Annotated in this window: 26 protein-coding genes; 25 read left to right on the forward strand and 1 reads right to left on the reverse strand. The window is 42.0% G+C overall.

What is annotated here, in order from left to right; genetic code table 11:
* Positions 1-314: 314 nt before the first annotated feature.
* The 10 genes from AC25Y6_RS15655 to rsmI all read left to right on the forward strand — a co-directional run bounded on the left by AC25Y6_RS15655 (position 315) and on the right by rsmI (position 7,487).
* Positions 315-1,763, forward strand: coding sequence for an aminotransferase class I/II-fold pyridoxal phosphate-dependent enzyme (locus AC25Y6_RS15655; RefSeq protein ID WP_488143687.1), 1,449 nt, complete (start codon positions 315-317; stop codon positions 1,761-1,763).
* A 7-nt stretch (positions 1,764-1,770) separates the two neighbouring features.
* Positions 1,771-2,412, forward strand: a complete 642-nt coding sequence (tmk, locus tag AC25Y6_RS15660) for a dTMP kinase (protein WP_488143709.1) — start codon at positions 1,771-1,773, stop codon at positions 2,410-2,412.
* A 35-nt stretch (positions 2,413-2,447) separates the two neighbouring features.
* Positions 2,448-2,777, forward strand: coding sequence for a cyclic-di-AMP receptor (locus tag AC25Y6_RS15665; RefSeq protein ID WP_482103239.1), 330 nt, complete (start codon positions 2,448-2,450; stop codon positions 2,775-2,777).
* A gap of 19 nt (positions 2,778-2,796) precedes the next feature.
* The gene (locus tag AC25Y6_RS15670; RefSeq protein WP_482106334.1) at positions 2,797-3,237 is read left to right on the forward strand and encodes a YaaR family protein; all 441 of its coding nucleotides are present in this window, start codon (positions 2,797-2,799) and stop codon (positions 3,235-3,237) included.
* Between the two features lie 62 nt (positions 3,238-3,299).
* Positions 3,300-4,307, forward strand: coding sequence for a DNA polymerase III subunit delta' (gene holB, locus AC25Y6_RS15675; protein WP_482106333.1), 1,008 nt, complete (start codon positions 3,300-3,302; stop codon positions 4,305-4,307).
* A complete protein-coding gene (locus AC25Y6_RS15680; protein ID WP_482106332.1) occupies positions 4,300-5,127 on the forward strand; it encodes a PSP1 domain-containing protein in 828 nt (275 codons plus the stop codon). Before holB ends, AC25Y6_RS15680 begins: the two co-directional genes overlap by 8 nt.
* Before the next feature lie 13 nt (positions 5,128-5,140).
* Positions 5,141-5,515 (forward strand): DNA replication initiation control protein YabA, encoded by a 375-nt coding sequence (yabA, locus tag AC25Y6_RS15685; protein ID WP_482103235.1) that lies wholly within the window; start codon positions 5,141-5,143, stop codon positions 5,513-5,515.
* Between the two features lie 95 nt (positions 5,516-5,610).
* On the forward strand, positions 5,611-6,360 hold the full coding sequence (locus AC25Y6_RS15690; RefSeq protein ID WP_488143688.1) for a tRNA1(Val) (adenine(37)-N6)-methyltransferase: 750 nt from the start codon (positions 5,611-5,613) through the stop codon (positions 6,358-6,360).
* Positions 6,344-6,631, forward strand: a complete 288-nt coding sequence (locus AC25Y6_RS15695) for a GIY-YIG nuclease family protein (protein WP_482103233.1) — start codon at positions 6,344-6,346, stop codon at positions 6,629-6,631. The genes AC25Y6_RS15690 and AC25Y6_RS15695 overlap by 17 nt, the downstream gene beginning before the upstream one ends.
* Complete coding sequence (rsmI, locus tag AC25Y6_RS15700) at positions 6,609-7,487, forward strand: 16S rRNA (cytidine(1402)-2'-O)-methyltransferase (RefSeq protein ID WP_488143689.1); 879 nt, start codon at positions 6,609-6,611, stop codon at positions 7,485-7,487. The genes AC25Y6_RS15695 and rsmI overlap by 23 nt, the downstream gene beginning before the upstream one ends.
* Before the next feature lie 71 nt (positions 7,488-7,558).
* Here the strand turns inward: rsmI and abrB are convergent, their stop codons facing one another.
* A complete protein-coding gene (abrB, locus tag AC25Y6_RS15705) occupies positions 7,559-7,837 on the reverse strand; it encodes a transition state genes transcriptional regulator AbrB (RefSeq protein ID WP_149582631.1) in 279 nt (92 codons plus the stop codon).
* Positions 7,838-8,228: 391 nt separating this feature from the next.
* Between abrB and metG the strand changes: the two genes are divergently transcribed.
* From metG to pth, 15 genes are all read left to right on the forward strand, one after another.
* The gene (gene metG / locus AC25Y6_RS15710; RefSeq protein WP_488143690.1) at positions 8,229-10,202 is read left to right on the forward strand and encodes a methionine--tRNA ligase; all 1,974 of its coding nucleotides are present in this window, start codon (positions 8,229-8,231) and stop codon (positions 10,200-10,202) included.
* A gap of 200 nt (positions 10,203-10,402) precedes the next feature.
* Positions 10,403-11,170 carry a TatD family hydrolase gene (locus AC25Y6_RS15715; RefSeq protein ID WP_488143691.1) on the forward strand — a complete coding sequence of 256 codons (768 nt, stop codon included), beginning with the start codon at positions 10,403-10,405 and terminating at the stop codon, positions 11,168-11,170.
* A gap of 135 nt (positions 11,171-11,305) precedes the next feature.
* Entirely contained in the window at positions 11,306-12,544 is a 1,239-nt protein-coding gene (locus tag AC25Y6_RS15720) for a resuscitation-promoting factor (protein WP_488143692.1), read from the forward strand.
* A gap of 139 nt (positions 12,545-12,683) precedes the next feature.
* Positions 12,684-13,250, forward strand: coding sequence for a ribonuclease M5 (rnmV, locus tag AC25Y6_RS15725; RefSeq protein ID WP_482103228.1), 567 nt, complete (start codon positions 12,684-12,686; stop codon positions 13,248-13,250).
* On the forward strand, positions 13,243-14,136 hold the full coding sequence (gene rsmA, locus AC25Y6_RS15730; RefSeq protein ID WP_482103227.1) for a 16S rRNA (adenine(1518)-N(6)/adenine(1519)-N(6))-dimethyltransferase RsmA: 894 nt from the start codon (positions 13,243-13,245) through the stop codon (positions 14,134-14,136). Before rnmV ends, rsmA begins: the two co-directional genes overlap by 8 nt.
* Before the next feature lie 145 nt (positions 14,137-14,281).
* Positions 14,282-14,548, forward strand: coding sequence for a biofilm formation stimulator Veg (gene veg / locus AC25Y6_RS15735; RefSeq protein WP_482103226.1), 267 nt, complete (start codon positions 14,282-14,284; stop codon positions 14,546-14,548).
* 133 nt (positions 14,549-14,681) lie between these two features.
* A complete protein-coding gene (locus tag AC25Y6_RS15740; RefSeq protein ID WP_482103225.1) occupies positions 14,682-14,867 on the forward strand; it encodes a small, acid-soluble spore protein, alpha/beta type in 186 nt (61 codons plus the stop codon).
* 196 nt (positions 14,868-15,063) lie between these two features.
* Positions 15,064-15,930, forward strand: a complete 867-nt coding sequence (gene ispE, locus AC25Y6_RS15745; protein WP_482103224.1) for a 4-(cytidine 5'-diphospho)-2-C-methyl-D-erythritol kinase — start codon at positions 15,064-15,066, stop codon at positions 15,928-15,930.
* 55 nt (positions 15,931-15,985) lie between these two features.
* Positions 15,986-16,813 carry a pur operon repressor gene (gene purR / locus AC25Y6_RS15750; RefSeq protein ID WP_482103223.1) on the forward strand — a complete coding sequence of 276 codons (828 nt, stop codon included), beginning with the start codon at positions 15,986-15,988 and terminating at the stop codon, positions 16,811-16,813.
* Position 16,814: 1 nt separating this feature from the next.
* Positions 16,815-17,192, forward strand: coding sequence for a RidA family protein (locus AC25Y6_RS15755; protein ID WP_482103222.1), 378 nt, complete (start codon positions 16,815-16,817; stop codon positions 17,190-17,192).
* Between the two features lie 359 nt (positions 17,193-17,551).
* Positions 17,552-17,836, forward strand: a complete 285-nt coding sequence (gene spoVG, locus AC25Y6_RS15760; RefSeq protein WP_482103221.1) for a septation regulator SpoVG — start codon at positions 17,552-17,554, stop codon at positions 17,834-17,836.
* A gap of 234 nt (positions 17,837-18,070) precedes the next feature.
* Entirely contained in the window at positions 18,071-19,441 is a 1,371-nt protein-coding gene (glmU, locus tag AC25Y6_RS15765; RefSeq protein ID WP_488143693.1) for a bifunctional UDP-N-acetylglucosamine diphosphorylase/glucosamine-1-phosphate N-acetyltransferase GlmU, read from the forward strand.
* 14 nt (positions 19,442-19,455) lie between these two features.
* Positions 19,456-20,415, forward strand: a complete 960-nt coding sequence (locus AC25Y6_RS15770) for a ribose-phosphate diphosphokinase (RefSeq protein WP_488143694.1) — start codon at positions 19,456-19,458, stop codon at positions 20,413-20,415.
* 80 nt (positions 20,416-20,495) lie between these two features.
* A complete protein-coding gene (locus AC25Y6_RS15775; protein WP_482103218.1) occupies positions 20,496-21,128 on the forward strand; it encodes a 50S ribosomal protein L25/general stress protein Ctc in 633 nt (210 codons plus the stop codon).
* 75 nt (positions 21,129-21,203) lie between these two features.
* Entirely contained in the window at positions 21,204-21,767 is a 564-nt protein-coding gene (gene pth / locus AC25Y6_RS15780) for an aminoacyl-tRNA hydrolase (protein ID WP_488143695.1), read from the forward strand.
* Positions 21,768-21,795 lie beyond the last annotated feature (28 nt).

Below are 21,795 nucleotides of genomic sequence, written 5' to 3' on the forward strand. Positions count from 1 at the left end.
CCGATGGTAGTTGGGGGTTTCCCCCTGTGAGAGTAGGACGTCGCCGGTCTCAAAGTAAAGTCATTGCCTTCGGGTAATGGCTTTTTTTATGTTTATATAAGATTTTAACCGTAGATTATATTGATGGCATACATGAAAATGTAAATGGTTTGGCGCAGAGGCGTTCATTTTTGAGGGAGATACAATTGGGAGTTTGGATTTTAGATTGTTTGGTGCTTTGGGGAGGCATCCAAACAGCGTCGAAGCGGTATTAACAGGATTTATTGATACTCATCCCTATCTATAGTCGTATATAATAGAAGGAAGAAAAGGGAGTGGGAATTGTATTGAAAAGTTCTGAACGTCCACTTGTTGAGGCAATAACCAAATTTAAAGATGCAAATCCGATTTCATTTCACGTGCCGGGACACAAGCATGGAATGCTTTCTGGATTACCTTCCGAACTGCAGGGAGCACTTCAATATGACTTCACTGAATTAAAGGGACTTGATGATCTCCATGAACCGAATGGTGTTATTGAAAAGGCGCAGCAGAAGCTTGCTTCGTTGTACGGTTCCGACCGTAGTTTTTTTTTGGTGAATGGCACAACCGTAGGAAATCTTGCAATGGTTTATGCAACTTGCCGTGCAGGAGATACTGTTATCGTTCAGCGTAATGCGCATAAGTCGATTTTCCATGCTATTGAGTTGACGGGGGCCCGACCTGTGTTTGTATCTCCAGCTTGGGATGAAGCAACCAAGACAGCTGGCACTGTGACGTCTGCGCAAGTCAACAAGGCGCTCCAGGCGTTTCCAGAGGCAGTAGCTGTTATTCTGACTTACCCCACCTATTACGGCATAACAGGTTTGGAGCTGGAAGAAACAATCAGACTTTGTCATATGAATGGAGTACCTGTATTGGTGGACGAGGCACACGGAGCACACTTTGTCGTAGGTGAACCGTTCCCGCGTTCGGCATTGGAGATGGGAGCGGATATAGTCGTGCAATCAGCACATAAGACGTTACCGGCTATGACGATGGCCTCATTTCTACATATGCGCACTAATTATATATCTTCGGAGAAAGTTGCTTCTTATTTAGGGATGTTACAATCTAGCAGTCCCTCTTATTTATTGATGGCTTCACTTGATGATGCCCGAGCTTTCGCGGAATCCTTTAGTAAAGAAGATAAAGATAAGTTCATGGAACGGCGTGAGATTTTTATCAAACAACTCAATCTCATTCCGCGACTTCTAACGATTAAAACGGATGATCCCTTAAAACTTATTTTACGAATAGAGGGTTGTTCAGGCTTTGATCTGCAGAAGCGGCTGGAAGCGGTAGGGATATTCGGGGAACTGGCAGACCCTTATCAGGTGTTATTTGTTTTACCGCTATTGAAATCAGAAATATTTTATCCCTTTGCTGAAACTTGTAACAGCATCAAGACAGCGGTTGTGGGTCTGCCTGCAACAGAAAATACTGAGGGGATAGAAGATCTAGCCCTGTACGAAGAAGAGTTGACTTGCCTAGCTTATACGTCTGATGAAATGGCTCATATGGAAGTAGAATGGATTCCTTACAAAGAGTCAGTGAATCGTGTTGCGGCGGAGTCGATTACTCCATATCCGCCTGGTATACCCCTCTTGATCCGTGGGGAAACTGTAAGTGAAGCGCATATCCAATCACTGGACAAACTACTTCAAATGGGGGCAAAGTTCCAGGGATCCATTCAAATTGATGAAAAACAGATAATTGTGGTAAAGAATAGAGCGGAGGAATAATATGATACTGGAAGGTCAATTCATTTCGTTTGAAGGTCCTGAAGGGGCCGGTAAGACAACTGTTATTAAAGAGGTATATGAACGCTTGAAGAATGAAGGGAAACAGGTTATTTTGACACGTGAACCTGGCGGAATACGGATTGCGGAAAAAGTCCGTGAGATTATTCTGGATAACGAACATCAGGAAATGGATGCCAAAACGGAAGCGCTTCTTTATGCGGCTGCTAGAAGGCAGCATCTTGTTGAAAAAGTTGTTCCGGCACTCAGGGAAGGAACAATTGTCTTGTGCGATCGTTTTGTCGATAGCTCATTAGCCTATCAGGGGCATGCCCGCGGACTTGGAATCGATGAGGTTCTATCTATTAACGAGTTCGCTATAGGTGACACAATGCCTGACTTGACAGTGTTCTTCGATATCAATCCAGAAGCAGGACTTGCGCGAATTGCAGCAAACGAAATGCGCGAAGAGAATCGATTGGATAAAGAGAGTCTGCATTTCCATGAGCTGGTTTACGAGGGGTATCTAGAACTTATTCGGCGGTATCCCGAACGAATAAAAGTTACAGATGCTTCGCTCTCTCAAGAGCAGGTAACGGAAAATATTTGGAAAATCGTATGCGCCCAACTCATTAAAAAGTCAGATTCATGATATAATGGTTGGAAAGCGGAAAAGGGGAGATTATCGTGAAATTGATTGTAGCAGTTGTACAAGATCAGGATAGTAACCGATTATCTACGGCTTTAACCAAAGGAGACTTCCGGGCAACGAAATTAGCCAGTACGGGAGGATTTCTTAGATCTGGAAATACGACGTTCCTAATCGGGACCGACGAAACCCTTGTTCCGAAGGCACTAGAACTTATTCGGGAAAATTGCCGTTCACGCGATCAAATGGTAGCACCTGTTTCGCCAATGGGCGGAAATGCTGATTCATATATTCCATATCCAGTTGAAGTTGAAGTTGGTGGCGCGACGGTATTTGTCCTTCCAATCGAACATTTCCATCATTTTTGATGGACAGAGGTGAGCCGAAATGAAAGTCAATGGTGATTATAGAGCTGGACTTGATAAGACGCGAAATGATCCCTTGCAGACATCACAAGGCGGAACACGTTTTGGTCAGATGGTTGTTAAACAGGAACAGCGTCTTCAAGGTGAGCAAATTACTAGGCTTCTCGGAGATATTTCATCGGCCGGGGACCGAATTGCCCGTTCACGAAACTTGCGTGATATGGCCAAATTCAAAATGCTCATCAAGCGCTTTTTAAAAGAAGCCGTTGAATCTGGAATGGGGCTTAAACAGTCCCACTCATGGAATCAATTCGGTGAAGGGCGCCGATTAAAACTTGTTGAAACGATTGACGATCGATTAATTGAACTGGCAAATGATTTATTGGACGAAGAAAAAACATCCGTTGATTTATTAGCCAAAATAGGAGAAATCAAAGGGCTTCTTATTAATCTATACATGTAATCCCGTGCTTTCTATCGCTTAGAAACACGGTTTTTTTTGAACACGGGGGAGGTGTGGTTAACATGACAGAAGAAGGTACTGACCGGCTGGTGCGGGAACAGAAAATAGTAATTCAACGCTTAAGTTCTTCACATAAAAATGGACGGATTGGACATGCGTACATGTTTGATGGTGAGCGTGGAACTGGGAAAGAAGCTGCAGCCATTTTTTTTGCCAAACTGCTCCTTTGTATTAACCCCGAAAAATCTGTTCCATGTGAAACATGCCATTCCTGCCGTCGTGTTTCATCCAGCAATCATCCCAACGTAACGCTCATCCGACCAGACGGACAAGATATCAAAAAAGATCAGATGTCCGATCTTGTTTTCAGTATGACGAAAAAGGGTTATGAAGCAGGCAAGAAAATATATATAATTAGTAGGGCAGATCGGATGAATGTTGCTGCAGCGAATACGCTTCTTAAGTTTCTTGAAGAACCTGAAGGGGATGTAACGGCAATTTTACTAACCGATTCGTATCAATCGATTTTGTCTACGATCCAATCGCGGTGTCAACGCGTATCTTTTTTACCACCTTCTAGAGAAATAATGATTGGTCAGCTTGTTGAAAAGGGAATTACTCCATCAATGGCGGCGACGGTTTCGATGGTAACAGCCAATCAGGAAGAAGCATTTCGGCTAGCAGGCGATGATCAATTTGCACACATACGAAAAACAGTGGTAAAATTGGTTGAAGCATCGGATCGACATGTCCATGAAGCGTTATTGTTCATCCAATCAGAATGGGTCCCTTTAATCAAAGAGAAGGAAGATACTGAAAGCGGACTCGACTTGCTTCTCTATGTATATAGAGATGTAGTCGCTTCTAAAGCAGGATTGCAGTCAACAGCGGCATTTCCTGATCAGCAAGAACTTATTAAAGGTCTTTCGATGAAGATGACATATAGCCGTTTGTCTGCTAACATGGAGGCAATATTGCGAGCCAAAAAGCAATTACACGGCAATATGAATCGCACGCTTTTAATGGAACAATTGGTGCTCAGCATGCAGGAGGGGTTACTTGTTGTATAAAGTTGTAGGAGTCCGTTTTAAAAAAGCGGGTAAAATATATTATTTCGATCCACTCGATTACGCTTTCGATGAAGGTGACTATGTCATCGTTGAAACCGCGCGAGGAATCGAATACGGTAAAGTTACAGGTAAAGTAAGAGAAGTCGGTGAAAATGATGTGGTCTTGCCACTCAAAAAAATTATTCGTCCCGCACAAACCGAGGACCTCGAAAAAGTGGAGGAAAATCTACTCGAAGCTGAGAGGGCTTTTAGCACAGGTGTAGAAAAAATCGTTGAACATAAGTTGGAAATGAAGTTAGTTGATGTCGAGTATACATTCGATCGAAACAAAATTGTCTTCTATTTTACAGCAGAAGGCCGTGTAGATTTCCGAAACCTTGTTAAAGACCTTGCTTCGATTTTCCGCACGCGTATTGAACTACGTCAGATAGGCGTACGCGATGAAGCGAAGATGCTTGGGGGTATTGGTCCTTGTGGTCGGATGCTGTGTTGTTCGACATTCCTTGGTGATTTTGAGCCGGTTTCTATAAAAATGGCTAAGGATCAGAATTTATCACTTAATCCATCGAAAATTTCAGGCTTATGTGGGCGACTTATGTGTTGCTTGAAATATGAGAATGATGATTACGAAGAGGCAAAAGCACTGATGCCGGACATTGGTACACGTGTCCAAACAGCAGAGGGACCAGGGAAAGTTGTCGGACTGAATTTACTTGAACGCCTTCTTCAAGTAAGTATGACAGACCAGGACTTGGTTCTAGAATATACATTGGAAGAGATAGTAGAGCAACAAAAAAATATAGCTCAATTGATGAAATAATGGGGTGGGATAGTTGAAAGAAAGGAACTTTCTGGATAGGGTTATGGAATTCGAGCAAGAACTCGAATCTATGCAAAAGCAATTCCGCGAATTGATTGGATTCGTCGCGCAGATGACGGAAGAGAACCATTCGCTTCAACTCGAAAACCATCATTTGCGCAAGCGGCTTGAAGAAATGGATAAACAAATGAATGAACAAACAGAAGAAATTATCAATACGCGCAAGCATCGGAAGAAACCGAATACGATAGATGTTGGCGAAGGTGTCGATAATTTAGCACGCCTGTATAACGAAGGGTTCCACGTCTGCAATGTCCATTACGGAGGTAGTCGTAAAGGGGAAGACTGTCTGTTCTGTCTCTCTTTTCTAAATAAACAAAACGTATGAAATGAGCCGATCCTATTATAATGTAGGCGTCGGCTTTTCTTTTATTCTTTGTACGCTAGGCACTTTACGGATTTTTTAAAATGGGGGAAATTATTATGGATGAATTTTTACAAGATGATGAGCGGCTTGATTATTTATTGGCTGAAAATTTACGGATAATCCAAAGCCCGTCCGTATTCTCATTTTCCCTGGACGCAGTATTGCTGGCAAGATTTGCATATGTTCCGATACGTGGTGGAAAAATTGTAGACTTATGTGCCGGTAATGGAGCAATTCCATTGTTTTTAAGTGCAAGAACAAACGCTGATATTATTGCCGTTGAATTGCAGGAACGTTTGGCGGGAATGGCTCAAAGAAGTGTTAGATACAATGGGTTAGAAAGTAGAATTCGAATCGTTAATGACAATGTTATCGGAATCGCAGCAAAAATAGGTTCTGAAAAGTACGACACAGTGACTTGTAATCCCCCGTATTTCCCTTCAAATGAAGCCAGCGAAAGGAACTTATCCGAGCATCTGGCGATTGCCAGACATGAAATCCATTTGAAACTTGACCAAGCTATCCAATCAGCGAGTGAATTGTTAAAACAGGGTGGAAAAGTAGCATTTGTTCATCGTCCCGGGCGCTTACTCGATATAGTCACTGCAATGCGTGCCAATCGTTTGGAACCTAAGCGGATTCAATTTGTTTATCCCAAAGAGGGCAAAGAAGCGAATACATTATTAATTGAGGGGATAAAAGACGGCAAACCCGACTTGAAAATACTGCCGCCCCTCTATGTATACGGTGCTGATAATGAATACACGGAAGAAGTGAGGCGCCTCCTATATGGAAAAAACGAGTGAGCATCTTTTCTATGTTTTAGAATGCAACGATGGCTCTTATTACGCCGGTTATACAAATGATTTAGAAAAACGGGTTCGTGTACATAATGAAGGGAAAGGCGCGAAGTATACCCGTGCAAAAAAACCTGTCCGCTGTATTTATCATGAAAGCTTTGAAACAAAACGTGAAGCAATGCAGGCGGAATATCAGTTCAAACAACTGAAAAGAGATGCCAAAGAAAATTATATTGGAAAGAGGCGTAATGTCGATGAAGTCACAAAAAAGTGCTGAGCTGGGCGGCGGAAAACTATTTTTGGTCGGGACACCAATTGGCAATCTGGAAGACATGACATATCGTGCAATTCGTATATTGAATGAAGTCGATACGATTGCAGCAGAAGATACGCGAAATACGATCAGGTTGTGTAATCACTTTGAAATTAAAACGCCTCTTATAAGTTATCATGAACATAATATAGAATTTGGTGGAGAAAAGATTTTGACACTACTGGAAGACGGAAAGTCAGTAGCACTTGTCAGTGATGCTGGTATGCCTTGTATTTCTGATCCGGGCGCGGATATTGTGTCTAAAGCGATTGGTGCAGGCTATGATGTAGTACCTGTTCCTGGCGCAAATGCGGCAATCAGCGCATTGGTGGCATCGGGATTGGTACCGCAGCCCTTTCTGTTTTACGGTTTTTTATCGCGCCAGAAAAAAGCGCGGACGATTCAATTAGATCATTTAAAGCAGCGGGAAGAAACAGTTATTTTGTATGAGGCTCCTCACAGGTTGAAGGAAAGTTTACGTGCGCTACAAGATAGCTTTGGTGGACAACGTTCAGTTGTTCTGGCAAGGGAACTAACAAAGCGTTTTGAAGAATTTCTTCGCGGTACGCTTGAAGAGGCTGTATTATGGGCAGAATCGAATGAAATACGAGGCGAGTTCTGTATAGTCATTGAAGGCAGTGATGGGGTAATTGTTGAAGAACAACAAGCGTGGTGGCATGACCTGGATATACATGCACATGTAACCGAATTAATAGAACAAAAAGGGCTTCGTTCAAAAGAGGCAATCAGGGAAGTGGCAAATGAACGCGGATTAAGCCGTCGGGATGTTTATAAAGAGTTTCATGTCGAAATTGATTGAAGTAAAAGAGTATGAAAATATAAGAAAAAAGTCCGAAACGGATAACCGTTCTGGACAATGATGGTTAATGATTATTTTTGTAAGCTTTCTTCAATTTCTTTGATTAGTTGTTTTGCGCCTTCTGGGCTCAAAATCAATTTACCATCAATCAAACTTAAATTGTCGTCAGACACATCGCCCGTAATGGAGCATGTCATGTTCGGCATATATTTCTTCAAGATGATTTTATCTTCATCAACGTAAATTTCCAAAGCGTCTTTTTGTGCGATACCAAGTGTACGACGTAGCTCAATCGGAATAACAACTCGTCCGAGTTCATCGACCTTTCTTACAATACCAGTGGATTTCATAGCTAAACTCCTTTCAAAACAATTATTTTCGTCAAAATTCGACATAATTCGCTTGCTGTTTTCCATCATACCAAATCTTCCAATTTACGTCAATACATCTTATTAGAAACTATGAGAAAAATAGTAGTTTCTTGTAAAGAACGTATTTTAGACATAAAAATTTCAAAGAGATATGTTGAATTAAAGAAATTCTTTGGATTGGTTTGGAGCGCAGACATGCCTTCCGTCAGTCTTATACAACTTGTTACCTCTGAAAAGAAGCCTTCGCTCGGTTATACACCAATACATGTGCAAATATAATGAAAGCGGCTGTTGCCGAGTTATTTCATTGTGTCGATGGGATCCTTTCGATAGAATAGAGAATATATACTTACACACTGGAGGAATAGTCTTGGCTGATTTGAATAAGACATTTTATATTACAACACCTATTTATTATCCGAGTGGTAAATTCCATATTGGTACCGCTTATACAACTGTGGCTTCTGATGCGATGGCACGTTATAAACGTCTACGCGGATTTGATGTCCATTTCTTGACTGGAATGGATGAACACGGTCAAAAGATACAGGAAAAAGCTGATGAGGCCGGATTACCGCCCCAGGAATACGTTGATGGTATCGCTGAAATAGCGAAAAAAGTCTGGAGCATTATGGACATTTCCTATGACGATTTCATTCGCACGACGGAAGAACGTCACAAAGAGGGCGTTGAAAAGATTTTTAAGACTTTTCTCCATAATGGTGACATATATAAAGGTGAGTATGAAGGATGGTATTGCCTACCTTGTGAAACGTATTTCACGGAAGGACAGCTTGAAGATGGAAATTGTCCTGACTGTGGACGTCCAGTCCAAAAAGTAAAAGAGGAATCGTACTTCTTTAATATGAAGAAATATGCAGACAGACTATTGAAGTATTACGAAGACAATCCGAAGTTTATCGAACCCGAATCTCGGAAGAATGAAATGATTAATAACTTTATTAAACCTGGCCTTGAAGACCTCTCTGTTTCCCGTATGTCGTTTGACTGGGGTATAAAAGTTCCGAAAGACCCGAAACATGTCATTTATGTGTGGGTCGATGCACTGACAAACTACATTAACGCACTCGGTTATCAGACCAAAGACGATTCATTATTTAATAAATACTGGCCGGCAGACGTCCATGTCGTCGGAAAAGACATTGTCCGTTTCCATACGATTTATTGGCCAATTTTTTGCATGGCACTTGATTTGCCTTTACCAAAAAAAGTATTTGCACATGGCTTCATCATGATGAAAGATGGAAAAATGTCGAAATCCAAAGGGAACGTCGTCTATCCTGAAATGCTCGTTGAACGTTATGGACTGGATGCGACACGTTATTTCTTACTTCGCGAGCTACCATTTGGTCAAGACGGTGTATTCTCACCCGAATCTTTTGTTGAACGGACGAATTATGACCTAGCAAATGATCTCGGGAATTTATTGAACCGCTCCATATCGATGATTAATAAGTACTTTGACGGAGAAATTCCAACAGAAGACATTGTCGCGACAGAATTCGATAAGAGTTTGACGGATTTCATGACAATTACAGTCGAGAAATATGAAACTTCAATGGAGAATATGCAATTCAGTACAGTTCTTGGTGATCTGTGGGCGCTCATATCACGGACTAACAAATATATCGATGAGACCTCGCCATGGGTACTAGCGAAAAATGAAGAAGATAAAGGCCAACTGGCATCGGTAATGCTACATCTTGCCACGTCGCTTCGCCACATCGCTGTGTTATTGCAACCGTTCATGACGGAAGCACCGAAACAGATTATTTCACAACTGGGTCTGGATGAAGGACTGCTTGCATGGGACACACTTGGTAACTTTACTAATATCCCAACGGGAACAAAAGTTGTAGAGAAAGGTGTACCGATTTTCCCACGTCTGGATGCAGATGTAGAGGTCGTTTATATTCGCGATCAGATGGCAATCACGGCTCCTGCTGAAGGTGCCCCTATAGAAGAAGCTGTTAAAGTTGAAATTGAAGAGACAGTAGAAGCTGAGATTACAATCGATGATTTCATGAAAATCGATTTACGAGTTGCGACAGTAACCGCTTGCGAAAAAATCCCAAAAGCGGATAAACTGCTTAAATTACAACTGGACCTTGGCTATGAACAAAGGCAAGTTGTTTCAGGCATCGCGGAACATTACGAACCGGAATCACTTATTGGTGAGAAAGTAATCGTTGTTGCCAATTTGAAACCTGTTAAATTACGTGGGGAACTATCCCAGGGCATGATTTTAGCAGGGAAATCAGAAGGTACTTTAAAACTTGCAACAGTAGATCCTTCATTAGAAAACGGTGCCAAGGTTAACTAAGTTAAACTTTCGCAGGTTGCTTAAGAGTAGTTAAGCCAAAGTTCTAGAATAAAAAAGAATGAATAAAAACGGCGTCCCTCTTGGAAACGCCGTTTTTTCTTTCACTGCAATAAAACCGTTTTGTAATCGTATTGTTAAATGTGTGAGATGAAAAACATAATTCTTTGAATTACAATAAAACCATTGTGAGGCGAAAAGAGATGTATATAGATACACATGTCCATTTAAATGCAGACCAGTATGAAGAAGATGTAGATGAAGTAATTCTACGAGCCCTTGAGGCTGGTGTGGAAAAAATGGTGGTTATTGGATTTGACCGCAAAACCATTTTAAGGGCAATGGAACTAACTGAACAGCATGCCTTCATCTACGCGGTCGTTGGCTGGCACCCTGTAGATGCAATCGATTGTACCGAAGAGGATTTGGCATGGATAGAATCATTAACTGCGCACCCTAAAGTGGTGGGGATTGGAGAAACAGGTCTAGATTATCATTGGGATAAATCACCGAAAGACATCCAGCAGGAAGTGTTCAGGAAGCAGATTCGGCTCGCACAAAAAGTAAATCTTCCCATTATTATCCACAATCGGGATGCAACGGCGGATGTTATTCGTATCTTGAGAGAAGAGGAAGCGGAAAAAACGGGCGGAATCATGCATTGTTTCGGAGGAAGTGTCGAAACGGCAAGAGAATGCATCGACATGAACTTTATGATTTCGCTGGGTGGACCCGTAACTTTTAAAAACGCAAAAACACCGAAAGAAGTTGCTACCGAAATACCGCTTGAGCATTTATTAATAGAAACGGATGCGCCCTATCTCGCACCTCACCCTTACCGTGGAAAGCGGAACGAACCAGCTTGGGTGACCTTGGTTGCAGAAGAAATTGCGAGGCTGAAAAATATTCCAGTTATGGAAGTTGCAGAAAAGACTACAAAAAATGCTTTGAAAGTATTTAACATTGATTGATTAAACGAACAGGAAGTTTTCCATCCTTTACATATGGAGAACTTCTTAAACTTGCAATGAATTAAGTCCAAATAGGTTGACACTCTGTAGACTTACCTTTATAATTTGCCGAGTACTGAAGGAGGAGTTTTTTTCATGCAAAAAAGCACGATGAAAAACCTGTTCTTTAAGTCATTGAGGGGTAAACGTTTAGCTATTACCGCAGTTTCACTTGCGCTATTCGTTACTGTTATTTCACTTGTTCTCTTTGAAGGAACAAAGAAATCGATCACGTTGGACGTGGACGGAGAAGAACTTAACATCAAGACACATGCACATACAGTAGGTAACCTTTTATCCGAGCAGGATATTAAAGTTGCCAAACATGATTTAGTGGCACCCTCAGTGAATACACCAATCGAAGATGGTTTATCGATCAGGTGGGAACAGTCGCAACAAGTCAAAATAAATGTCGACCAGGAAATCACATCCATATGGACGACTAATCATAAGGTGAAAGACGTACTAGCTGAAGCCGGTATTAAACTGACCGATTATGATGTTGTAAAACCCCAGATTCATGAACAACTTGGGGAAGATACCAGCATTGTCATTCAAAAAGCGTTTGAAGTAACGTTGAATGACGGAGGAAAAGAGAAGAAGGTCCAGTCACCTTCGACTACGGTCGCTGACTTTTTAAAGAGAGAAAACATTCAACTGAATGGAGACGATCGCCTGAACGGAAAGGCTGATGGTTACTTAAAGCCGGGTTCTATAGTGGAAATCGTACGAGTGGAAAAGGTCACCGATGTAGTGGAAGAACCGGCAAACTTTGTAGTTGAAACACGCAGCGATCCAACTTTACTGAAAGGACGGGAGAAAATCGTCCAGGCAGGAAAGAAAGGATTAGTTTCAAAAAAGTTTGAAGTAGTAAAAGAAAATGGAAAAGAAGTTTCCCGTAAGTTAGTAGATGAAAAACCGATTAAAGCATCACAAAAGAAAATTGTTGCAATCGGCTCCAAAGTAATAGTTGCAAGCGCAGCGACACCCTCATCAAAAAAGTCGTCTAACAAAACGGTTTCCCGTAACGACTCATCAGCCGGGAGCAAAGAGTTTTATGTGACGGCCACAGCATATACAGCAGGATGTAATGGTTGTTCAGGCATTACAGCTACAGGCATTAATTTACGTGCTAACCCGAACTTGAAAGTTATTGCAGTCGACCCGAGCGTTATCCCGCTCGGTTCAAAGGTATGGGTTGAAGGTTATGGACACGCGGTTGCAGGAGACACAGGTGGCGCAATCAAGGGCAAAAAGATAGATCTTCATGTTGCGACGAAAAGCGATGCTTATAAATTCGGCAGACGCCAAGTGAAAGTTAAAATTATCGATTGATATAACAATCCGCAGGACTCTAAGTAGTCCTGCGGATTATTGCGTTATGCCGAAGTATGATTGGTCACCTACATATCTGTACATACGCCTGTGTGCAGAGTAGAATTAGGGTAAGAACGCAATGGGAAAGAGGATTTTTGTGAACATTAAAGAAATTGTTGTTGTTGAGGGAAAGTCTGATACAGTTGCCTTAAAACGAGCTACAGGTGCAGATACGATTGAAACAAACGGTTCCGCAATCGATGAATTGACACTTATACGTATTCGCCATGCGCAGGAAACAAGAGGTGTCATCGTATTCACCGATCCCGACTTTCCGGGCAGAAGAATCCGCGCAATCATCGAAGAACGGATTCCGGGCGTTAAACATGCATTTCTTGAAAAAAAGTTGACCATAGCTAAAAATGGTTCAGGTGTCGGAATTGAGCATGCAGCCGATGAGGACATCCGGTCAGCGCTGCGTTCTGTTTATACAGTGGAGGATAAGCCAGTTGTTGATATCCCGTTTGCGGACTTGATGGAAGCGAGACTAATTGGTCATCCAGATGCAAAAAGGCGGCGAGAACGTTTGAGTGAATTGCTACAAATCGGCCCGGTAAATGGGAAAGGCTTAAAAAAGCGGCTTGAGATGTTCCGAATCGGTTATGAACGATTGGGAGAAACGTTGAAAGTTCTAGACAAGGAGGAGAAAGAAAATAATGAATAAAGATATAGCAACTCCGGTCAGGACGAAAGAGATTCTTGCCAAACACGGTTTTGCACTTAAGAAAAGTTTAGGGCAAAATTTCTTGATTGACCCAAATATTTTACGAAATATCATAACTCATGCAGGCCTGACGGAAAAAACAGGCGTTATTGAAATTGGACCAGGAATAGGTGCACTGACTGAACATATTGCTAGAAGCGCGGGAAAAGTGGTGGCATTTGAAATTGACGGCCGTCTTTTACCGGTTTTGGAAGACACATTGTCACCTTATAACAACGTTACGATTGTTCACCAGGATATTCTGGAGGTCGATCTTCTACAAGTGATGAAAGAACACTTTGCCGATTACGAGGATGTCGTTGTTGTTGCAAACTTGCCTTATTATGTGACAACACCGATTATCATGAAGTTCTTGATTGGTAAAGTTCCTATCTCAGGAATGGTTATCATGATGCAGAAAGAGGTAGCGGATCGAATTACTGCTGTTCCAGGGACGAAAGCTTATGGTTCGCTGTCAATCGCTATTCAGTATTATATGGATGCGGAAGTGGCTATGATTGTGCCTAAGACAGTTTTTATGCCACAACCAAACGTGGAATCTGCCGTTTTACATTTAACAAGAAAAGAATCTGCACCCGCTGAAGTGATTGATGAAGACTTCATGTTCGTTGTATCCAGAGGTTCATTTGTCCAACGGAGAAAAACGATCTTGAATAACTTGCAATCTTCATTGCCTGAAGGCAAATTAAAAAAAGAGCAGATATTGAAAGCGTTCGAACAAATAGGTATGGATCCAGGCAGACGAGGGGAAACACTGACAATTGCAGAATTTGCAAGTCTTTCCAATGCCTTGTACGAGGATTTCTTCATAAAGCGTAAGAAATAACGAAAAAAGAACATTTTTCACAATAAAATAAGCTTTTTCATAATAAAATGATTGACAAAGTACTTCAGCGATTGTTAAAATGGAGTTTTTAATTGACAGAACCTTTTTAAAGTGTTATGCTTATACTTAGTGAGGTGTAAGCGACGTGCCAAAAACATTAGCGGACATTAAGAAGTCATTGGATTCACATCTGGGTAAACGTTTGCATTTGAAAGCAAACGGCGGTCGGAAGAAGACGATTGAGAGAGCTGGAGTCCTGCGAGAAACATATCGTGCAGTATTCGTAGTTGAGCTTGACCAGGATGAAAATGCGTTTGAAAGAGTATCTTACAGCTATGCAGACATTTTGACCGAAGCGGTTGAAATAACAATTCTCGAGGGTGCAGATCCTACAGCATTCATAGTCAAATGATTACAGCATTTATGATTTAATACATTTTGTAAAGAAACACCTATACAGCCATTCAGAAATGAATGCCCTGTGGAGGTGTTTTTTATTTGATTTAGTCCATACTAAATTTGTCAGCCAAAAGGAGGAAAACCGAATGGCGAAAAAACGTGGTATTATGTCTGAGAGCTTAAAGGTAGAAATTGCCAAAGAGCTTGGATTTTACGATGTTGTTGAGCGGGAAGGTTGGGGTGGCATCAAATCACGTGACGCAGGTAATATGGTGAAACGAGCGATTGAAATGGCCGAAAGAGGAGTAGCACAACAGAAACAGCAGCTATGAATTACCCTTTATCCCACTAATAGGCTGACAAAAGAAGAGTTGGAACCGGGGTCGTCAAGACAACCGGGCCAACTTTTTTTGTCGCTTTTTCCGTCAAGGAGAAATGAATTACCCAATTGTTATCATTTCACAGCGCAATTATTTCACCCTATGGTAAAATAGGGAACAAAGACAAGCTGGAATGGGGGGAAGCCGGATGCTTTATGAAAAAGCACCTGCAAAAATCAACTTAACACTTGATGTATTACATAAACGGCCAGATGGTTTTCATGAAGTCGAAATGATAATGACTACGGTCGATTTAGCAGACAGGGTCTGGCTCCGTCCAATGAATAACGGTGAAATTACAATTAAAGCATCTGAACGGTACGTACCGAATGATCGTAAAAACTTTGCGTATCAGGCCGCAGAACTCTTACAAAACGAATTTGGCATTACCAGAGGCGTTGAGATTACTCTTGAAAAGAGCATTCCTGTAGCTGCTGGGCTTGCAGGCGGAAGTTCAGATGCGGCGGCTACACTGCGTGGTTTGAATAGGTTATGGAACTTGAAATTAAGCGTTGAAGAGCTTGCTTCGCTAGGGGCTCGAATTGGTTCGGATGTTTCTTTCTGTGTTCACGGAGGAACAGCACTTGCTACAGGGCGAGGCGAAATAATTGAAGTTCTGCCCGCTCCACCGAAATGTTGGGTCATTCTAGCCAAACCAGCAATTTCAGTATCAACAGGTGATATATACGGAAATCTGGACTTGACTACAATTGAACATATAAACACAGCTGGTATGGTGGACGCATTAAAAACAGGTGACTACGACAAAATGTGCAAATCAGTTGGGAATGTACTCGAAACCGTTACGATGAATCTTCATCCTCAAGTCGTCGTGTTGAAAGATCAGATGAAAAAGTTCGGTGCAGATGCGGTATTGATGAGTGGCAGTGGCCCGACCGTTTTTGGCCTTGTTAAACATGAATCGAGAGTGCCACGCATTTACAATGGGTTAAAAGGATTCTGTCCGGAAGTCTATGCAGTAAGAATGGTCGGTGGACATACATTTCTTGATTGAACACGTACAATTGTGGTAATGTACATTAAAATATTCGGGTTTAGGAGATGGTACCATGAAGTGGAAAAGAAGCGAGCGACTTGTAGATATGACTCGCCACCTCTTGGAATATCCACATGAACTAATTCCATTAACCTTCTTTTCTGAACGTTACCAAGCGGCAAAATCCTCGATTAGTGAGGATTTGACGATTGTAAAAGAAACGTTTGAAGAAAAAGGAACGGGTAAACTTATAACGGTGTCTGGGGCGGCAGGAGGAGTGAAATTCATTCCGAAAATGTCGGATTCGGCTGTTCGTGAAGTGATATCGACGCTAATGGGTGAAATTGGTCATTCTGATCGATTGCTACCTGGTGGTTATTTATTCATGACAGATCTTCTTGGCAATCCACGGATTATGGACCGGGTAGGTAAGGTATTTGCTTCAGCGTTTGCTGACACAGAGATAGATGTTATTATGACGGTGGCGACGAAAGGGATTCCGATTGCCCACGCAATTGCCCGTCACTTGAATGTTCCAGTTGTTATTGTTCGCCGAGACAGCAAAGTAACCGAAGGGTCTACTGTGAGTATTAATTATGTATCGGGTTCAAACAGGCGCATTCAAACGATGGTTTTATCGAAAAGAAGTATGCAAAGCGGTCTAAAGGTCCTTATCACAGATGACTTCATGAAGGCGGGAGGTACGATACTAGGGATGAAGAGTCTGCTAGAAGAGTTCGGCTGTGAGCTGGCAGGCATCGCTGTTTTAGTAGAGTCTGATCATGCAGAAGAAGTGTTGGTCGATAATTATCTCTCCCTAGTTAAACTTCAAGCTGTAAATGAGAAGCGTCGAACAATTGAGTTAGAAGAAGGAAACTATTTTGCGGAAGGTGGAAAATGATATGAATTATGTAGCAACAGAAAAAGCGCCAAAGGCAATTGGCCCTTATGCACAAGCAGTCACAGTAAACGGAATGGTTTACACTTCTGGACAAATCCCTTTAACACCGGAAGGTCTACTCGTTGCGGAAACAATCGAAGACCAGACGCACCAAGTGTTCGCTAACTTGAAAGAAGTATTGAAAGAAGCAGGTTCATCTTTGGATAAAGTGATCAAAGCGACTGTTTTCATCAAAGACATGAATGAATTTGTTGCTGTCAACGACATTTACGCACAGCACTTCGGTACGCATACCCCGGCACGTTCAACTGTTGAGGTTGCAAGATTGCCGAAAGACGTAAAAATTGAAATTGAAGTCATTGCGCTTTTAGCAGAATGACGGAAGCGGCCCCGATTAACCGAAGCCGCTAAAAACGAACATTTCAAACCCTGCAATTAAATCTAAATTTAATTAGGCGACATTTCGTTTGGTTTTAACGAAATGTCGCCTTTCCTATGCGGAATTTTTGCAAGGGTTCCTCTGTGAGAATCCTAGTCCGATTCTATAATAGTGGTCCCTTTCAATAGTCTGGATAACCGGATTATGTACATTTTGTCAACAGTAAAAAGGAATTCAAAGTAGGCATTCTATTCCTTGTCTTTCAAATTTTTAAAAAATTATGTTTGTAAAGAAGGAAATTGCTTACTTTTGTGGAATATAGTCCTCATGTGCTTTAAAGACAAAAGGAGTGGTAGGGAATGGAAGTAACAGATGTTAGGTTAAGAAAGGTGGAGACTGATGGAAGGATGAGGGCGATTGCATCGATTACGATTGACGATGAATTTGTCGTACATGATATTCGGGTTATCGATGGAAATGAAGGATTGTTCGTAGCTATGCCAAGCAAACGGACACCTGATGGGGAATTCCGCGATGTAGCACACCCGATTAATACGAATGCTCGCACAAAAATCCAAGATGCCGTACTTGCGGCGTACCATCTGTCTGCTGAAGAGCCAGTATTCGAGGGAGCCGGCGCATGACGTGCCCTCTTCAATAATATGCAGAACACCTATATAGTGAAATTGACTGCCCTTTTTTAATGCGGCAGTTTTTTCTTGTTTTTAGTTTTAAAAGGGGACTGAGCATAGAAAAATAATAACGATGAGCTTGTCAAGAGTAGAGAGGTTGAAAAAAAGCCTGTTTTCAGCTATAGTTTATAAAGAAAACATTAATAGAGGGATCGGCCTTCCTCACACATTTTTGGAGGCATTCAAATGACAAATACATATGCCATCGTCCTTGCAGCAGGACAAGGTACACGGATGAAGTCAGATTTATATAAAGTACTCCACCCAGTCTGCGGAAAACCAATGGTGGAACACGTAATTGATCATATTCGGGGTCTTGGAACCGGTCGCGTTGTCACTGTTGTTGGGCATGGCGCGGAAATGGTCGAAGAGACACTTGGAGATAAAAGTGAATATGCATTGCAGGATGAACAGTTGGGCACAGCACACGCTGTTCAGAAGGCGGAGAAGTTAATCGGTAATCTTGATGGCACGACAATTGTTGTCTGTGGAGATACGCCCCTAATCCGTTCTGAAACGATGGAGGCACTAATTGCCCATCACAATGAAACAGGCGCTAAAGCAACCATCTTAACAGCTTATGCAGATAACCCAACTGGCTACGGACGTATAATCCGAGGCGCAGGTGGACAGGTTCTACGGAACGTCGAACAAAAAGATGCAACGATAGAAGAGCAAAAGGTAATGGAAATCAATACAGGTACGTACTGTTTTGATAACCGTACGCTCTTTGAGACATTGAGAAAAGTGAAAAACGACAATTCGCAAGGCGAATACTATCTGCCTGATGTTGTCGGAATTTTACAATCTGAGAGTGAACTTGTTTCAGCTTACGTGACGGATGACTTTAGTGAAACGCTCGGCGTCAATGATCGTGTGGTTCTGGCTAAGGCTGAACAAGTAATGCGCCAACGCATTGCTGAAAAGCATATGCGTAATGGAGTAACTATCATCAGCCCAGACAATACGTATATAAGTGCGGCTGCTGAGATTGGTCGAGATACAGTTCTTCAACCGGGTACCATGATTGAAGGGAACACTGTTATCGGCGGGAAATGTATAATTGGACCGAATAGCCAGATTATAGATAGTGTAATTGGGGATGAGACTACCGTCCATTCGTCAGTGGTACGATCCAGTATAGTCGGTTCAACTACAACTGTGGGGCCTTTTGCGCATATCCGTCCTGATTCTAATCTAGGTGATAATGTGAAAATTGGTAACTTTGTAGAAGTGAAAAAGTCATCACTGGGCGAAGGAAGTAAAGTATCTCATTTGAGCTATATTGGTGATGCTAATGTCGGAACGCATGTGAATGTGGGCTGTGGTTCAATTACCGTAAATTATGACGGGAAAAATAAATACCAAACAACGATTGAAGATGACGCATTTATCGGATGTAATTCCAATTTAATTGCACCGGTAACAATTGGTAAAGGTGCATATGTGGCCGCTGGGTCGACAATCAATAAAAATGTACCAGAAAGTTCACTTGCAATTGCGCGCGCGCGCCAGGAGAATAAAGAAGGATATACTAACAAACTAAATCATAAGTAAACAGGGGGAACATGATGGCTAATCACTATCCGAACGATAAACTAAAGATATTTTCTTTGAATTCGAACGAAAGACTTGCGGAGCAAGTTGCGGAAGTAATCGGACGACCACTAGGGAAATGTTCCGTTAAGCAATTTAGTGACGGAGAAGTCCAAATCAATATCGAAGAAAGTATCCGTGGCTGTGACGTGTTCGTCATCCAGTCAACATCGTTCCCTGTCAATGAAAACTTGATGGAACTTCTAATTATGATTGACGCATTGAAACGTGCATCTGCGCGCACAATCAATGTCGTCATGCCTTATTATGGTTATGCACGTCAGGACCGAAAAGCACGTTCACGTGAACCAATCACGGCGAAGCTTGTTGCAAACTTGCTTGAAACGGCTGGTGCGCATCGCGTCATTGCAATCGATCTTCATGCGCCCCAAATCCAAGGTTTCTTCGATATTCCAATTGATCACCTTGTTGCAGAACCAATTCTTACTGAATATTTTAAAGGAAAAGGATTCAACAGTGACGAATTAGTTATAGTATCACCGGATCATGGCGGTGTAACGCGTGCGCGTAAAATGGCGGACCGTATGAAAGCTCCTATTGCAATCATCGACAAACGCCGTCCTCGTCCGAATGTAGCTGAAGTGATGAATATCGTTGGGAATGTCGAGGGGAAAACAGCAATCCTGATTGACGATATCATCGATACAGCAGGGACAATTACGATTGCGGCGAGCGCATTAATCGAAAGTGGAGCAAAAGAAGTGTATGCTTGTTGTACACACCCCGTGTTGTCGGGTCCCGCAATTGAACGAATTGACAACTCTCAAATCAAAGAATTGGTCATTACGAATTCAATCGAGCTTCCGGAAACGAAGCAGTCTCCGAAGATAAAACAACTATCTATCGCCTCACTTCTTGCGGAAGCAATTGTCCGTGTATTTGAGGAGAAGTCCGTCAGCACCTTATTTGATTAATTCAAGATGTTTCATGTCGCTTGCCACTGGGTATTTATCAATTAGCACAATTTTTTCAATCAGAAGGGTGATTAAATAAAATGAGTACAAGTATACAATCAGAAGCGAGAGTACCAGCTAAAAAGTCAGCACTAACAGAATTAAGAAAAGAAGGCTATGTTCCTTCAGTTGTCTATGGTTATAAAACTGAAGCTACACCGATTTCAGTAAAAGAACGTGACCTCTTGAAAACATTGAGTGAAGTGGGCCGTAACGGTGTAATTAAACTTAATGTTGACGGTAAGGACATCAACGTTGTTCTAAGTGAATATCAGTCTGGCGCACTAAAAGGTGAAATCCGACATGCAGACTTCCTTGCTATCAATATGACAGAAGAACTAGAAGTGGAAGTACTTGTCCATCTTGTAGGAGAATCTGCGGGCTTGAAAGCGGGCGGCGTACTTCAACAGCCAAACCGCGAAGTGAAAATCAAAGTGAAACCTTCAGATATTCCTGAAACATTCGATATCGACATTTCAGAACTTCAAATTGGTGAATCAATTACAGTCGCAGATATTCGTGCGAAATCGAAATATGAAATTCTAAATGAAGATGATCATGGACTAGTTCTAATTTCTTCTCCACGTACGGAAGCAGAAATGGAAGAGCTTGAAAGTGAAGCTTCTGAAACGGCTGAACCCGAAGTAATCGGCGAGAAAAAAGAAGAGAAGTAATATGAAAACAAGCGTACGGAAACCCGTGCGCTTATTTTCTGTCTAATCATCTATTGTTAAAGGAAGATAAAATCGATGAAAATGATAATAGGACTCGGGAATCCGGGTAAACAATATGAAAAAACGCGCCATAATGTAGGCTTCCATGTCATAGATGAGCTTTGTAGACGTCTGACGGCGCCTGTGATGCAGTCCAAGTTCGGTGGGATGTACACGGTCATACATCGTCCAGAAGGCAAAGTGATGCTCGTGAAGCCGCTTACGTTTATGAATCTATCCGGGGAATGTGTTCGGCCGTTAATGGATTACTTTCAAGTCGATGTGAAAGATATCACAGTTTTGTACGATGATCTGGATATTCCGCCTGGAACCATCCGGTTGCGTCAAAAAGGCAGTGCGGGTGGTCACAATGGCATGAAGTCACTCATTGCACATCTCGGAACAGATCAGTTCAACAGAATCCGTATTGGTGTCGGTCGTCCGGTTGGCGGCATGAAGGTACCTGATTACGTACTATCGCCTTTTGGTAAGGATGAAAAACCATTGATTGAAGATATGGTGCAAAAAAGTGCATCTGCTTGTGAAGCCTGGCTGAACAAACCATTTAACGAAGTGATGAACAACTTTAATGGTATGTAAGGAATAACAAAGCCCTTTCTCGCCTATA

The organism is Sporosarcina sp. Y1004, from assembly GCF_057669665.1.